Raw genomic sequence first — 13,670 nt, 5'->3', positions numbered from 1 at the left:
TTACTTTTCGGAAAGAGGTATTAGAAATGTCAGGACATTCAAAATGGCATAACATCCAAGGGCGTAAAAACGCTCAAGATGCAAAACGTGGAAAAATTTTCCAAAAAATCTCGCGAGATCTATACATGGCTGCAAAGAGTGGCGGTCCTGACCCAGACGCCAACCCACAATTGCGCCTTGTAATGGAAAAAGCACGTGCTGCTAACATGCCAAAAGATAACATCAAACGTGCCCTTGATAAAGCTACTGGTGCAAATGGTGCTAACTACGAAGAGATCACTTATGAAGGTTATGGCCCAGCTGGGGTAGCGATCTTAGTTCACGCTTTGACAGATAACCGTAACCGGACTGCTTCGGCTGTGCGGACTGATTTCAACCGTAATGGCGGTAACTTAGGTGAAACAGGTTCCGTTAGTTTCATGTTTGATCGTAAAGGTTACATTGCGATCGTGCGTGAAGACCTAGATGTGGATGAAGATCAAATGTTTGAAGATGTGATTGAAGCAGGTGCTGAAGATCTGCAAACATCTGATGAAGTCTTTGAGATCTATACAGAACCAAAGATCTTCGAAGATGTACGTGATGCTTTACAAGCTAAGTATGACTTATATTCAGCTGAGATCACGATGGTACCACAAAATACGGTCCCAGTTCCAGAAGACAAGGTCGAACAATTACAACGTTTGATCGATCGCCTTGAAGACGAAGATGATGTGTCTGAAGTATTTACTTCAGCTGAATTTCCAGATGAAGACTAATTAAACATAGGGTTGCAATTTTTGCAGCCCTTTTATTTTACATAAAAATCCAGGAATGCCAAGTATTTTAACGCTATTTATGCTATAATATGGACTGTGACTAAAGATTTGGATTTTCAAATTACGTTAAAAGATATGCTAGTAATAAAACTTATGGAGGGAACTATGGTCAATAGAGTAACAGTTTTAGGCAGCTTGAACGTCGATAATATCATGCAAGTCAAGCGTCTGCCGTTGCCCGGTGAAACAATGACGATGTCAGCTAAAAAAATTGCAGGAGGAGGCAAGGGTGCTAACCAAGCGATCGCTGCTGCTCGCTCTGGGGCCCAAACCGCTTTTATCGGTAAAGTAGGAGCTGACGAACAGGGACGTTTGATGAAGGGTTACCTCGAAGATGCAAAGATCGATGCAACTAGTGTGACGTTGGCAACTGAAGAAACTGGCCAAGCATTTATTTTATTACAAGAAAACGGTGAAAATAGTATTCTCGTCTTAGGCGGTGCTAATCAAGCGATCACTGATGACGATATCGAAGCTGCCAAGGAAAAGATCACAACAGCAGATTTCTTGATCACTCAGTTTGAAACACCGATCGAAGCTTCGATCACGGCTTTTAAATATGCTAAAGAAAATGATGTGGTAACGATCTTAAATCCTGCACCGGCCAAACGTGTGCCAGAAGCATTGCTTAAAAATGTTGATCTGATCGTATTAAATGAGACCGAAACAGAATTGTTGACTGAGATCAAGATCGATGAAGAAGAATCTTGGCATCAAGCTGCAGCTAAGTTAGCTAAAATGGGTGTGAAAAATACGATCATCACTTTAGGAAGTAAGGGTGCTTACTATAAGACGACAACTGCTGAAGGCTTTATCAAGGCTTTTAAAGTTGCTACTTTGGATACGACAGCAGCAGGTGACACTTTCCTAGGTGCGCTTAGTTCGCAATTACACAAAGATCTCTCTAATATTGAAGAAGCGATCGTTTTTGCTAGCATGGCTTCGGCTTTGGCTGTACAAAAATTGGGGGCGATCCCATCGATCCCACAATTAAGTGAAGTCAATGACGCTTTAGGTGAAGCGAATTTTTAATAATATAACGACATTTGATGACTGTTGCGGCAGTCATTTTTTTTATCCCAAAATTCAAAAAATATTTTTCCCTGCTTTGCGTATTTATAAAGTGAAGGAGGGATGAAAGATGGAATTAGCAACGAAACTATTGACGGATGCGGTAGCTGTATCGGCCTTAGATATTTTACTTTTGCCGACCAAAACGTGTTATCAAGTTAAATACTTTATCCGTGATCGTTATCTTGTCCAAAGTGAATTAACTTTTGAACAAGCCCAAAAGTTGCTGGCCTTTTTTAAGTTCAAAGCGGATATGATGCTAAGTGAACATCGGAGGCCACAATTAGGTGCGTGGCAACAAAAGATCGGCAAGCAGCAGCTGTACCTGCGTTTTTCGACAGTTGGTGATTTTTTAGGTCGAGAATCAATGGTCATTCGATTGATATATCCACTAAAAAGCGTCAAATATCAATATTTAGTACCTGAGCAATGGACGCTCTTAGAACAAGCGTGTCAAAAACGGGGACTGGTTATTTTTGCTGGTCCGATGGGTTCGGGAAAGACCACAGCAATGTATCAACTGGCTAAAAATCAAAAGCAACAGCAGGTAATGTGTATTGAAGATCCGATCGAGATCAGAGAAGATAGTTTTTTGCAAGTCCAAGTAAATCCAAAGGCTCAAATGGATTATTCGACTTTGCTCAAAGCCGCGTTAAGACATCATCCAGATATCTTTATCGTCGGTGAGATCCGTGATCGGCAAACTGCTCGTGCTGTGTTGACAGCTGCTTTAAGTGGGCATTTAGTTTTGAGTACGTTGCATGCAACCAGTGCTTATGGTGTTATCGAGCGTTTAGCCGACCTAGGGATCACGTGGTCAGAATTGGAAAGTGTTTTGCAATTGGTCTCATATCAACGTTTGCTACCATTAAAGTCAAAAAGCCAAGCGGTTTTGTTTGACATCATTCAGCAAGATGAGCTTTTTAGCGCAAATGTAGAGCGAGCAAATAGTGGGATGTCAGCAGATTGGGGGCGCTATCTTGAACAAAATGCGACTAAGGGAAAAATTACCGTTGCGACAGCGAAAAAATTTGTATATGGCTAAGTGGACTTTGCGACAACAAGCGAATTTTTTTGATCTCTTAGCTGATCTCTTAACGGCAGGCTTTTCACTCAAACAAGCCTTACAGAGTTTAAAGATGTTTTTGCCCAAAAATGGGTTGGCGACGGTGATCGCAGAGTTAGAAAACGGTCAAAGCTTCAGTCAGGCCTTAAGATCTAAGGTGACAACTAATATTTACTGTCAGCTTGTGATTGCTGAAAAACATGGTAGTGTAGATCAAAGTGTTTTGCAGTTAGGAAAGTACCTAAAAAAGCGTGTGCAACAACGTGAGAAGTTACAGTCATTGTTGTTATACCCAGCGATCATTTTAGGATTATTATTTTTTTTGATGATCGCTTTGAAGATATGGTTGGCGCCTGAGATCGCACAATTTTCAGTCTCAACGACTGGTAAAGATCCATTTTCCTATCTGAACTTTGTTAAATTGGGTGGTCTGGTCTTGTTGAGTTTATTAAGCTTAGGGGGACTCTACTTTTTTTACTGGTGGAAAAAGCAGTCGATCTTGGGGCGGCACAGTTGGTATAGCAGCTTACCGATCGTTGGTAGCCTATATCGTCAATATAATTGTTATTATTTGACCTTTAATTTGGGATTACTGATCGAAAGTGGTTTGGAGTTTCAACAAATTTGTAGATTGCTAGAACAGTTTGAGGAAAAAAGTCTACTTTATCACTTGGGTCATGCCTTTTCACGGCGGTTAGCCCGTGGAGAAAATTTGGCACAGATCTTGGGGTACTATCCATTTATTTCACCTGAATTGGCGCTTTTTTTTCAAAAAGGTCGTTCGAAAGAAGAGATCGGTAAAGATCTATTGGCTTATTCCAAACTCGCCTATCAAAAATTATTAGAGAAAACGAATCAGTTGTTAGCTTGGATCCAACCGTTATTGTTTATGGTGATCGCAATAGTGATCATTTGCACATACTTAGCGTTATTATTACCGCTATATTCAAGTTTAGGGGGACTATATAAATGAAAAAAACTAAGATGAAAGCCTTCACTTTGGTGGAAATGGCGATCGTGATCTTTATCATCAGTTTGTTGATCTTGATCATCATTCCTAACGTCGCTAAACAGCGTTCCAATGCTGAAAATGTCAACACTCAAGCCTTACAAGCCGAGTTGGATACCCAAGCTCAACTATATGCCGATGAAAAAGGAACGGCGATGGAAAATGTTGCTCCAACAGATCTCGAAAAAGCTGGATATTTGACAGCTAAGCAAGTCGCTGCCATCGAAAAACATCATCTTAAAGTCGAAAAGAAAGATCAATGACCATGAAAGTTCAAGGCTTTACGCTGGTTGAAGTGACCTTAACGCTTTTTATTGCAACTTGTATATTTTTATTTGGGATCGGTCCAGGGACGCATACATTAGCTAGTTTACAAGAAAAGCTGTTCTTTAATGAATTGCGTCAAACCTGGTTTGCAGCGATCTATCAAGGAGAACAACAAAAGCAATATACTTGGATCCAATTTGAACCAAAACAGGTCAAGTTTAGTGTTGGCCAAAAGACCTTAAAAATTCTGATATACCCAAAATCATTGACGCCGACGACCGATCACCAAGAGTTATCGGTGAGTGGTCTAGGTTCACTTAGTCCTACGACGGAAACTTTTACTTCAACTTTAGGTAAAGAGTATCAAGTGCATTTTCAATTAGGGTATGGCACACAATATCGGATCGAAGAACATGTTAAAAGGTAGGTGATAGTGTGCACGTACGGGCTTTTTTGTTGGCTGATGCACTCAGTGGGATGAGTGTGTTATTAGTCATCAGTACGTTATTGTATCTGACAGATCTGCGTTTGCATCAAGCGACAACACAAGCTTATTTACAAGTTCAAGTAGCTCAAAAGTTACTAGTGCAGAGTCAAGCACAAACGACAAAAGCTAAAGGGGGAAAAATTGAAGTTCAGATCACAGATCGAGCCGGGCATCCAGTTACACTTGAATTGCACAAAGATTAGGGGCTTTACTTTGATCGAGGCCACGGTTGTGCTAGTAGTGACAGCTATGGGTCTAGCGTTATTAGCGGGTATCGGCTCGAATATGCAAAAACAAATGGTAGCAAAACAGGAAATTGATCAGTTTGAGTGGGAACGTTTTGTGAGTTTGCTACAAAATGAGCGCCAACATTTTGCCTTAGTAAAAAAGCCAGGTGAAAATGTGGAAAATATCTATTTGTATAGTCGAAAAGCTAAAAAAGATTATATCGTTCATTATGAAAGTGAACGTGATAAAGTGATCATGGAGACGGCATCTGGTGGTTATATGCCGTTATTATATCGAGTATCTAGTTTTCGTGCTATCAAGCAAGATAAGACGATAAAAATAACCGTCCAGATCGATCAAAGGACTTATCAGACGACCTTTAGTTTACCACTACAGAAAGAAAGTGGACTATGAAACTAAAAGGAACATTGCTGAGTTCAGCACTATTGATGTTAGTTTTGGTGACTGCTGTTTTTTATGCGCAATTGTTAGGACACCAGCTCCAGCAATTGACATATCAACGGCAAAGCATGTATTATCGTGCGCGTACCTTAGCTGTGTTAGCCCAAAAACTTGATTTAAAGCCTGGGCAAAAGGCGAGTTCAGCTCAAGGACAAGTGGAAATGTTAAAAGATCAAGTCAGAGTGCTTCTTCCCAATGGCCAAAAATATACCCTGGATCAAATCGACTAGATACCACGACTTGAAATTCTAGTAGGATGTGCGATAATAAGACATTAGTAAAAAAGTTGATTAGGGTGTGAAAAATGGCATTAGCAAAAGTAGAAGAAAAATTTCAATTATTGAATGAAGCGATCGAGCTCTTGCAAAAAAATGTGGAATGTTCAGCATTAGATGCTTTGATCGAGACATTCGAGAATTTGTTAGATGATGGTCGAGTTCATGTTGAAGATGGAACACCAGATGAAGCAACAGTCGCTAAGCTAAAAGATCTCTACCAAAAGATCGATTTAGCTTCTCTATCTAAAGAAGAACAACGCTCAGTATTGCAATTGTGCCTTTTACAAGCTTATAAGCGTGAAAAAGTCCAAGTAAATCACCAAATGACACCCGATACGATCGGATTTTTATTAGCATATCTGATCGAAAAAGTTGGGAAATATACGGCTGGCCTAAAATTGTTGGATCTAACAGTTGGGACAGGAAATTTGTTATCAGCGATCCTGAGCACCTTAGAGAAGAGTGGCTGGAAAGAGCTTGACGTCTATGGGGTCGACAACGATGATACGATGTTAGCTTTAGCCAATATCTCGGCTGAATTGATGCAAAGTAAAACGCAATTAATCCATCAAGATGCATTGGCTGAGTTGCAAGTACCACCAGCTGATATTGTCGTAGCTGATCTGCCGGTCGGTTATTATCCACTTGATAGTCGGGCAAAAGAGTATCAGACAGCATTCGCTGAAGGGCATTCTTACGTGCATTATCTATTGATCGAACAAGCGCTTGAGCAATTAGTAGCTGGCGGTTGGGGCGTTTTTGTCGTTCCACGTGGGATGTTTGAAGCGCCTGAAGCTAAACGATTACTGCAATTGATCCAAGAAAAAGGCTATTTGCAAGGACTACTCAATTTACCACAGCAACTATTTATCAATGAAAATTCACAAAAATCGATCTTGCTCCTGCAAAAGAAGGGAGCACAAGCTAAGCAAGCTGAACCTATCTTGCTAGGAGAATTTCCACTGATGAAAAATCAATCGGAGTTTGTTGAATTTATGAAAGAGATCGATAACTGGCAAGCCCAAAACTTTGCTTAAAAGATAAAGAGTTACTTTCCCTAAAAGGGGGAGTAACTCTTTATTTGTTCCTGTGGTTGAATTTTATTCATCTAAAAATGAAATAGTTGAATTTTACTTAACTAAAAGATTAAGCTAAACTTAATTATATGAAATATTAAAGGAGTTTTTTGATGGAAAATGAAGAGCAATATGCCCGTGGCTTAAAGAGCCGGCATGTCCAGCTGATCGCATTAGGCGGAACGATCGGGACCGGGCTATTTTTAGGTTCAGGAAAATCGATCCAGTTAGCAGGACCTTCGATCGTCTTAGCCTATCTTATAACAGGTGCGATCTGTTTCTTGTTGATGCGTGCGATGGGGGAATTGCTACTTTCAGATTTAAAGAGCCATTCGTTTATTGATTTTATTGAACGCTATTTAGGCAAAGATATTGGTTTTATCACCGGCTGGACGTATTGGGTCTGTTGGATCACGATCGCGATGGCTGATGTGACGGCAAGTGGGATGTACATCCATTATTGGTTCCCACATATTCCCGAGTGGATCCCTGGTTTTGTCATCTTAGCGATCTTGCTGGCCCTGAATTTGATCACCGTTGCTTTGTTTGGTGAAACTGAATTCTGGTTTGCGTTGATCAAGGTCATTGCGATCATTGCATTGATCGTGATCGGGATCGTTTTGGTCGTGATCGGTTATGAAACACCTAGTGGACATGCTTCTGTGATGAATTTAGTTGATTATGGTGGCCTTTTCCCTAAAGGTTTAGGTGGATTTTTGATGTCATTTCAAATGGTAACATTTGGTTTTATCGGGATCGAAATGATCGGTGTCACTGCTTCTGAGACACAAGATCCTAAAACCGTGATCCCTAAGGCGATCAATGAGATCCCACTTCGGATAATTATTTTTTATGTGGGCTCATTACTAGCCTTGATGTGTATCTATCCTTGGCGATCGATCACACCAGATCAAAGTCCATTTGTTCAAGTTTTTGAAAATATTGGTATTCCTGCTGCGGCTGGAATTATTAATTTTGTTGTTTTAACAGCAGCTGCTTCAGCATGTAATAGTTCAATCTTTAATACTGGTCGAATGGTCTTTTCTTTGACATATAAAGAAAAAGGTCGCTTTGCTAAAAAGATGAGCAAACTTTCACGGCATCAAGTTCCAGCTAATGCGATCCGCTTTTCAACAGCAGTGATCGCTTTAACAGTCGTAGCCAACTTGGTGATCCCAAACACATCTCTCTTTACTTTTATCTCGAGTGTAGCAACAACATGTTTCCTCTTTATTTGGGGTGCGATCGTGGTCGCTCACTTGAAATATCGTAAAGAGTTGAAAGCTAAGGGACAAAAAAATGAATCTAATTTCAAGATGCCACTTTATCCAGCATCAGACTATGCTGTCTTGATCTTTTTAGCTTTTGTTTGTGTGATCATGTGCTTTGAACAAGCCACTTTGATCGCGTTGCTAGCTTCATTAGTTTGGTTTGCAGCACTCTTTATGTTGAATAAATTGCGTAAGAAGCATTTATCTGAAAATCAATAGAATGTCGTATGAATAACGAGGGTCCTACTATGATGCGTATTTTTTGCATCGTGGTGGGACCCTTGGCGCATTTTTTGAGCGCCACTATTTTTGCTTTGGTCTAAGCAGTTACCTTTTACGTGATTTTCAGCTATACTATATTAGAGATATATCAATCATGATAGTATATGTGATTCACCCGAAAGACAAATGTGGTGTGAATGAGACAAAAAAATCTAAGAAAGGAGAGGCTATATTTCTTTCGCAAGCAATATGCTTGACTACATTTTATATAGCAGGAATTTTTTTGAATAGTGAAAAAAAGGAACGCAGAGAAGCACAGCTAGCTAAGAAAGCTGAGACGATCAAAGCTTTTGCGAGTGAAGTTATCTTGCAAAGTCCTACCCAGATGTTGATCGATGGGCGCCCATATATTTTAGAGAAGAATTATCGCAATGGATTTGAGGTCGAAAAGTTAGAGGAACGTTTTAGCAATATTTTGACCAAGTATGATTACATTGTAGGTGATTGGGGTTATGATCAATTGCGGCTGCGAGGCTTTTATGCTGCCGGTAGCAATAAAGGAACACCGACGCAAAGCATTGAACGCTTACAGGATTATCTTTACGAATACTGTAATTTTGGCTGTGCTTATTTTGTCTTGCGCAACTTAGACGTTCAGACTCCAACACCATCGCATAACAGTGGTAAAAATAAAAAGACCAGCCATAAGCGGCGGACACAAAATAGAAAAGAAAAGTCGCAAAAGCCATATACAGCACAACGTGTATATGATATAAATAAAAAGCAACCTCGGTCGAAAAAATATACGACAGACCAGGTCAAAAAACGCAAACGGCGCTTTACGATCCGCCAAAAAAATAAATAAGGGGTAGTTTACCAAAATGAAAAAATATGCAGGCTATATGATCGATCTTGATGGCACGATCTACCGTGGTAAGGAAAAGATCCCAGCTGCGAAACGTTTTATCGAAAATTTACAGGCTAAAAATATTCCATTTCTCTTTGTGACTAATAATAGTACACAAGCACCGGAAAAAGTCGTTGCTAATTTAGCGAAGAACTTTGATATTCATGTTACAGTCAATAATGTTTTTACTTCGGCCTTAGCGACAGCAGACTATATTGCTGATCTGGATAGTGAAAAAAGAACAGCTTATGTGATCGGTGAATTAGGGCTAAAACAAGCTATTTTAGATCGAGGCTTTAAATTTGAGGAGACAACACCTGATTATGTAGTTGTAGGGTTGGATTATGATGTAACGTATCATAAATTTGAATTAGCAACATTAGCGATCAAGCGTGGGGCTACTTTTATTGGAACGAATGCAGATACAAATTTACCTAATGAGCGTGGCTTAGTTCCTGGGGCAGGCTCAGTGATCGCCTTAGTTGAATGTGCAACACAGCAAAAAGCGCAATATGTTGGTAAGCCAGAAACGATAATCATGGAAAAAGCTTTGAAGCGCTTAGGTCTAGCTAAAGATCAAGTAGCAATGGTCGGTGACAACTACATGACGGATATTCAAGCTGGGATCAATTTTGGGATCGATACGATCTTAGTTTATACAGGCGTCTCAACGAAGGAACAAGTGGCTGATAAAGCTATCAAACCGACAGTTGAGCTCGATTCTTTAGACCAATGGAAAGTCTAAGCGTTCGATATCTAAAAGAGGCCGGGCTCCAGCTTTTGGTGCTGTTATTTTTAGTGACGTTTTGCATAACGCTAACGATCAATTTCCATCCACTTTACTGGTGGTTCATGCACCATTACAAACTGTATCAAGAGGTCGGTCTGACAAAACAAGGGCTACGGGATAACTATTTGTCATTGCTGGCATATCTCAATTATCCGTGGGTCACAGAGCTCAAATTATCTTTACCGATCTCCTATAATGGCATGCGGCATTTTGAAGATGTCAAACGGCTATTTTTCTTGAATTATAGTGTTTTAGCCCTGACTGCTTGGCCAGCGCTACGTTATTTATATGATCTGACACTAAAAAAACGGCTTTGGCTCTTACAAGGAAAGATCTATGGTCTAAGTTTGATCGTAGCCGGATTTATTTGTTTTATAGTGGTCGATTTTGAAGATTTTTTTATCTTCTTTCATGAAGTGTTATTTAGAAATGATGACTGGATATTTGATCCGAATTTAGATCCGATCATCAATGCTTTGCCAAGTGAGTATTTTTTAGCGTGTTTCGTCATATTTGTGGGAACATTTACTTTGAGTTTGCTTGGCATCTATCTTATTGGAAAATGGCAATTAAAAAACGTGGTCGCTTAAATTGACCACGTTTTTTTGTGTTGATATTATTTTTTTGAAGTTTTTGATTTGATTGCCCCAATGATCGCTGGAATCAAAGAAACAGCGATGATCCCGATGATGATCAAGGAGAAATGTTCTTTAACGATCGGGAAATTACCAAAGAAATAACCTGCACCACAGCAAAGTGTTACCCAAGCCGTTGCACCGATCAAACAGTAACGGATAAAGGTCTTGAAATTACCACCACTACCGCCGTAAACAAAGGGTGCCAATGTACGGATGATCGGCATGAAACGGGCTAATGAGATCGCGATCCCACCGTGCTTGTCGAAGAAATCTTCGGTTCGTTTTAAATCAGACTCTTTGATGATTCGACTGAAAAATTTAGTCTTAGTCAATTTTTTACCTAGATAATGCCCGATAAAGAAGTTAAGTGAGTCACCTAAAACAGCAGCGAACCAGAAGAGGGCAACAAAGATCCAAATATCTAGGCTATATTTAGGATTTGCCGACATTGCACTGGCGGCAAATAAAAGCGAATCTCCGGGTAAAAACGGCATAATAACAGCACCGGTCTCGATAAAGATGATCGAAAATAAGATCAGGTAAGTCCAATCACCGAAGAGATTAACGATCGTAACTAAGTGGACATCGATGTGTAAGATAAAATCAATTAGTTGTGACATTGCTATAGGCGTTCATTGTCGGCTGTAAAAACATGAACATATTCCTTTCGTAATTGTAGTTGTTGATTTTTGACAACTATAGGAGAGTGCCGACAGTAGCGTTTACTCTCTTATATAAATATACTACACTTTTAGCTTAATGTACTTAATTATCTTGAGCAGCTTCAAATTTTTTAATTAGCTGCGTACTATGAGCAGGTTGGCGTTTTTCCGGATAGATCCGCAGTAGTGCGCTATTGATGACGCTAGGAGCTTCGCCAAAACCGGTGGCCATCAAATTTAATTTATCAGCTTGGGCGGCGATATCCCCGATCGCGTAAACGCCAGGGATCGAGGTCTCATTTTTAGCATTGACCGCGATATTATGATGGTCAAGTTCGAGTGCCCAACTTTCGAGTAACTTGGAACTTGAGGCAAACCCGTAATTGACTAGAAGGTGATCGACAGTCAATTCTTTTTTCTCAGCACTTCGAGGTTTTTCCAGGCTGATGCAAAGTTTATCTTGGATAGAAGAAAGATCAGTGATCAAATATGGGGTGTGTAGGATCGTGTCGGTTTCTTTCAGCGCCGAAACACTAGATTCTAAAGCTCTGAATTTATCCCGTCGGTGGATCAAGTGAACAGCTTTAGCGATCGGTGCTAATTCTAAAGCCCAATCAACTGCTGAGTCACCACCACCTGCGATCGCCACTTCTTTATCACTAAAGTCCTTGAGATCTTTGACAAAATAGTGGAGTTGTTTGCCTTCGAATCTTTCTGCTGCTGCTACCTTTAATTTACGTGGTTCAAAAGCCCCAGCTCCAGTAGCGATAATGATCGTTTTTGAATAAGTTGTTCGCTTGGAAGTTTTGATCTCAAAGCCACCATCGATTTGGGTGAAGCTTTCCACGCGTTCATTTAAAAAGATATCAGGATCGAATTTTTCGACTTGTTGTTTTAGATGATCGATCAATTCTGTTCCGGTGATCTCGGGAAAAGCAGGGATGTCGTAGATCCTTTTCGCAGGGAATAAGGCGCTGACTTGCCCCCCTAACTGTCCTAAACTTTCGATGATCTGGGTTTTGGCCAAGCGCATCCGAGCATAGGTCGCCGCAAACATGCCAACTGGACCACCACCGATGATCGTAATATCATAAAATTCTTTAGCTACCATAAAGAGGTTGCTCCCTTCATAATTCTTGTCGGTTAAAGTTACAATATCATATTAAAGGTGTAAAATAAAATTGGCAATAACTTGTGAGTTAAAGTATCATATCTAAATGAAAGATATATTTATAGAGATAAGGAAGAAATAATAGATGGAGTTTTTACAATTAGACACTGGTAAATTGATCCCAAGTGCGGTCATCAAAACAAATTTGGGCGAGATAACCTTGGCACTTTTCCCTGAGCAAGCCCCTAAAACGGTCGAAAATTTTGTGACTTTGGCCAAAAACGGCTACTACGATGGCGTTATCTTTCATCGTGTGATCTCAGATTTTATGATCCAGACCGGCGACCCTACTGGAACTGGAATGGGGGGCGAAAGTATCTGGGGTGAAGCCTTTGAAGATGAGTTTTCCGAGGAGCTTTATAATTTACGGGGCGCTGTTTCAATGGCCAATGCTGGCCCTAATACGAATGGAAGTCAATTCTTTATCGTTCAAAATAAAAATATGCCTAAGCGTATTATCAAGCAATTAACGACCTATCCTAAAGAAATAGTTCAAGCATATCGTCAAGGCGGGACCCCTTGGTTAGATGGACGCCATACTGTTTTTGGTCAGGTCATTTCTGGTATGGAAGTAGTTGATAAAATTGCTAAAGCTAAGACTGGTTGGGGCGATAAACCTAAAAAAGAAATTGTAATTAAAAATATCGAAATACTATAGAGGTAGTTGATCATGGAAATAACTTATCGTATCGGAATGGTACTGGAAGGATATGTGACCGGGATCCAACCTTATGGTGCTTTTGTCGCGCTTGACGAGGAGACACAGGGATTGATCCATATTTCCGAGTGCCATCATGGTTTTGTAGATGATATCCAAAATTATTTAAAAGTCGGACAAAGAGTGCGAGTGATGATCATCGATATCGATGAGTATACTCAAAAGATCTCGCTTTCGGTCAGATGTTTGGAGAAGACTTTTGATTTTAACCAACCACGGCATACGCGTTATCAGCATAAGAAATATTGGACTAATCGACATGTATATGAAGGTTTTACCCCAATAGCCAAACGTTTGGATCGTTGGGTCGATGAAGCTTTGGCCGACATTGCAGCCGGAAAATAAAGTATTTGGAGCAGAAATAAAAAATTTCTGCTTTTTTTTATAAAAAAATATTGACGTTCTTTCACTGATGTTGGTATACTATAAAAGTTGCTGATGCAGAGCAGTTACTTAAAAATATAATATAAAAAAGATGTTGACATCATCTTGAAAATCATGATATTATATTTAAGCTGATTTGTTACAG

Annotated in this window: 18 protein-coding genes; 16 read left to right on the top strand and 2 right to left on the bottom strand. The window is 39.9% G+C overall.

The genetic code is table 11. From position 1 onward, the window contains the following. Positions 1-26 precede the first annotated feature (26 nt). The 14 genes from ABT996_RS07760 to ABT996_RS07695 all read left to right on the top strand — a co-directional run bounded on the left by ABT996_RS07760 (position 27) and on the right by ABT996_RS07695 (position 10,542). Positions 27-758: a YebC/PmpR family DNA-binding transcriptional regulator gene (locus ABT996_RS07760; protein WP_035449154.1), complete on the top strand. Its 732-nt coding sequence runs from the start codon at positions 27-29 to the stop codon at positions 756-758. 165 nt (positions 759-923) lie between these two features. Beyond that, complete coding sequence (rbsK, locus tag ABT996_RS07755) at positions 924-1,850, top strand: ribokinase (RefSeq protein WP_010688047.1); 927 nt, start codon at positions 924-926, stop codon at positions 1,848-1,850. Positions 1,851-1,959: 109 nt separating this feature from the next. Next, a complete protein-coding gene (gene comGA / locus ABT996_RS07750; protein ID WP_035449151.1) occupies positions 1,960-2,934 on the top strand; it encodes a competence type IV pilus ATPase ComGA in 975 nt (324 codons plus the stop codon). Then, positions 2,879-3,928, top strand: a complete 1,050-nt coding sequence (gene comGB, locus ABT996_RS07745) for a competence type IV pilus assembly protein ComGB (protein ID WP_081797098.1) — start codon at positions 2,879-2,881, stop codon at positions 3,926-3,928. Before comGA ends, comGB begins: the two co-directional genes overlap by 56 nt. After that, the gene (locus ABT996_RS07740) at positions 3,925-4,227 is read left to right on the top strand and encodes a prepilin-type N-terminal cleavage/methylation domain-containing protein (protein WP_010688045.1); all 303 of its coding nucleotides are present in this window, start codon (positions 3,925-3,927) and stop codon (positions 4,225-4,227) included. The genes comGB and ABT996_RS07740 overlap by 4 nt, the downstream gene beginning before the upstream one ends. After that, positions 4,224-4,658, top strand: coding sequence for a comG operon protein 4 (comGD) (locus ABT996_RS07735; RefSeq protein WP_225361430.1), 435 nt, complete (start codon positions 4,224-4,226; stop codon positions 4,656-4,658). The genes ABT996_RS07740 and ABT996_RS07735 overlap by 4 nt, the downstream gene beginning before the upstream one ends. A gap of 8 nt (positions 4,659-4,666) precedes the next feature. After that, complete coding sequence (locus tag ABT996_RS07730) at positions 4,667-4,921, top strand: hypothetical protein (RefSeq protein WP_010688043.1); 255 nt, start codon at positions 4,667-4,669, stop codon at positions 4,919-4,921. Continuing rightward, positions 4,860-5,360, top strand: coding sequence for a competence type IV pilus minor pilin ComGF (locus ABT996_RS07725; RefSeq protein ID WP_146024647.1), 501 nt, complete (start codon positions 4,860-4,862; stop codon positions 5,358-5,360). Before ABT996_RS07730 ends, ABT996_RS07725 begins: the two co-directional genes overlap by 62 nt. Further along, positions 5,357-5,638, top strand: a complete 282-nt coding sequence (locus ABT996_RS07720) for a hypothetical protein (RefSeq protein WP_010688041.1) — start codon at positions 5,357-5,359, stop codon at positions 5,636-5,638. Before ABT996_RS07725 ends, ABT996_RS07720 begins: the two co-directional genes overlap by 4 nt. Positions 5,639-5,712: 74 nt before the next feature. Next, entirely contained in the window at positions 5,713-6,723 is a 1,011-nt protein-coding gene (locus ABT996_RS07715) for a class I SAM-dependent methyltransferase (protein WP_035449142.1), read from the top strand. A gap of 152 nt (positions 6,724-6,875) precedes the next feature. Then, positions 6,876-8,252 (top strand): amino acid permease, encoded by a 1,377-nt coding sequence (locus ABT996_RS07710; RefSeq protein ID WP_035449140.1) that lies wholly within the window; start codon positions 6,876-6,878, stop codon positions 8,250-8,252. 286 nt (positions 8,253-8,538) lie between these two features. Further along, positions 8,539-9,120, top strand: coding sequence for a YutD family protein (locus tag ABT996_RS07705; protein ID WP_035449137.1), 582 nt, complete (start codon positions 8,539-8,541; stop codon positions 9,118-9,120). A gap of 16 nt (positions 9,121-9,136) precedes the next feature. Beyond that, on the top strand, positions 9,137-9,907 hold the full coding sequence (locus ABT996_RS07700; RefSeq protein ID WP_010688036.1) for a TIGR01457 family HAD-type hydrolase: 771 nt from the start codon (positions 9,137-9,139) through the stop codon (positions 9,905-9,907). After that, positions 9,895-10,542 carry a TIGR01906 family membrane protein gene (locus tag ABT996_RS07695; RefSeq protein ID WP_035449135.1) on the top strand — a complete coding sequence of 216 codons (648 nt, stop codon included), beginning with the start codon at positions 9,895-9,897 and terminating at the stop codon, positions 10,540-10,542. The genes ABT996_RS07700 and ABT996_RS07695 overlap by 13 nt, the downstream gene beginning before the upstream one ends. Before the next feature lie 26 nt (positions 10,543-10,568). Here ABT996_RS07695 and ABT996_RS07690 read toward each other — a convergent pair whose 3' ends face one another. Together ABT996_RS07690 and ABT996_RS07685 are read right to left on the bottom strand one after the other, a co-directional pair. Further along, entirely contained in the window at positions 10,569-11,210 is a 642-nt protein-coding gene (locus ABT996_RS07690; RefSeq protein ID WP_035449133.1) for a VTT domain-containing protein, read from the bottom strand. 145 nt (positions 11,211-11,355) lie between these two features. Further along, entirely contained in the window at positions 11,356-12,363 is a 1,008-nt protein-coding gene (locus tag ABT996_RS07685; RefSeq protein ID WP_035449131.1) for an NAD(P)/FAD-dependent oxidoreductase, read from the bottom strand. Positions 12,364-12,508: 145 nt separating this feature from the next. On the opposite strand from ABT996_RS07685, the gene ABT996_RS07680 reads away from it, so the two are divergent. Both ABT996_RS07680 and ABT996_RS07675 read left to right on the top strand, forming a co-directional pair. Continuing rightward, positions 12,509-13,081, top strand: a complete 573-nt coding sequence (locus ABT996_RS07680; RefSeq protein WP_035449125.1) for a peptidylprolyl isomerase — start codon at positions 12,509-12,511, stop codon at positions 13,079-13,081. Between the two features lie 12 nt (positions 13,082-13,093). Beyond that, positions 13,094-13,486, top strand: a complete 393-nt coding sequence (locus tag ABT996_RS07675) for a CvfD/Ygs/GSP13 family RNA-binding post-transcriptional regulator (protein ID WP_010688031.1) — start codon at positions 13,094-13,096, stop codon at positions 13,484-13,486. Positions 13,487-13,670: the final 184 nt, after the last annotated feature.

It is taken from the genome of Ligilactobacillus sp. RTP31139st1_D10_RTP31139_211217 (assembly GCF_040226755.1).
Classification (GTDB): Bacteria; Bacillota; Bacilli; order Lactobacillales; family Lactobacillaceae; genus Ligilactobacillus; species Ligilactobacillus animalis.
Note: the sequence above shows the minus strand (reverse complement) of the source record. Positions and strands in the feature narration are given on the sequence as shown.

Bases quoted from the DNA above. Each gene is read 5' to 3' on its own strand.
- ABT996_RS07760 (WP_035449154.1), top strand. From the start codon at position 27: ATGTCAGGACATTCAAAATGGCATAACATCCAAGGGCGTAAAAACGCT.
- rbsK (WP_010688047.1), top strand. From the start codon at position 924: ATGGTCAATAGAGTAACAGTTTTAGGCAGCTTGAACGTCGATAATATC.
- comGA (WP_035449151.1), top strand. From the start codon at position 1,960: ATGGAATTAGCAACGAAACTATTGACGGATGCGGTAGCTGTATCGGCC.
- comGB (WP_081797098.1), top strand. From the start codon at position 2,879: ATGCGACTAAGGGAAAAATTACCGTTGCGACAGCGAAAAAATTTGTAT.
- ABT996_RS07740 (WP_010688045.1), top strand. From the start codon at position 3,925: ATGAAAAAAACTAAGATGAAAGCCTTCACTTTGGTGGAAATGGCGATC.
- ABT996_RS07735 (WP_225361430.1), top strand. From the start codon at position 4,224: ATGACCATGAAAGTTCAAGGCTTTACGCTGGTTGAAGTGACCTTAACG.
- ABT996_RS07720 (WP_010688041.1), top strand. From the start codon at position 5,357: ATGAAACTAAAAGGAACATTGCTGAGTTCAGCACTATTGATGTTAGTT.
- ABT996_RS07715 (WP_035449142.1), top strand. From the start codon at position 5,713: ATGGCATTAGCAAAAGTAGAAGAAAAATTTCAATTATTGAATGAAGCG.
- ABT996_RS07710 (WP_035449140.1), top strand. From the start codon at position 6,876: ATGGAAAATGAAGAGCAATATGCCCGTGGCTTAAAGAGCCGGCATGTC.
- ABT996_RS07700 (WP_010688036.1), top strand. From the start codon at position 9,137: ATGAAAAAATATGCAGGCTATATGATCGATCTTGATGGCACGATCTAC.
- ABT996_RS07695 (WP_035449135.1), top strand. From the start codon at position 9,895: ATGGAAAGTCTAAGCGTTCGATATCTAAAAGAGGCCGGGCTCCAGCTT.
- ABT996_RS07690 (WP_035449133.1), bottom strand. From the start codon at position 11,210: ATGTCACAACTAATTGATTTTATCTTACACATCGATGTCCACTTAGTT.
- ABT996_RS07685 (WP_035449131.1), bottom strand. From the start codon at position 12,363: ATGGTAGCTAAAGAATTTTATGATATTACGATCATCGGTGGTGGTCCA.
- ABT996_RS07680 (WP_035449125.1), top strand. From the start codon at position 12,509: ATGGAGTTTTTACAATTAGACACTGGTAAATTGATCCCAAGTGCGGTC.
- ABT996_RS07675 (WP_010688031.1), top strand. From the start codon at position 13,094: ATGGAAATAACTTATCGTATCGGAATGGTACTGGAAGGATATGTGACC.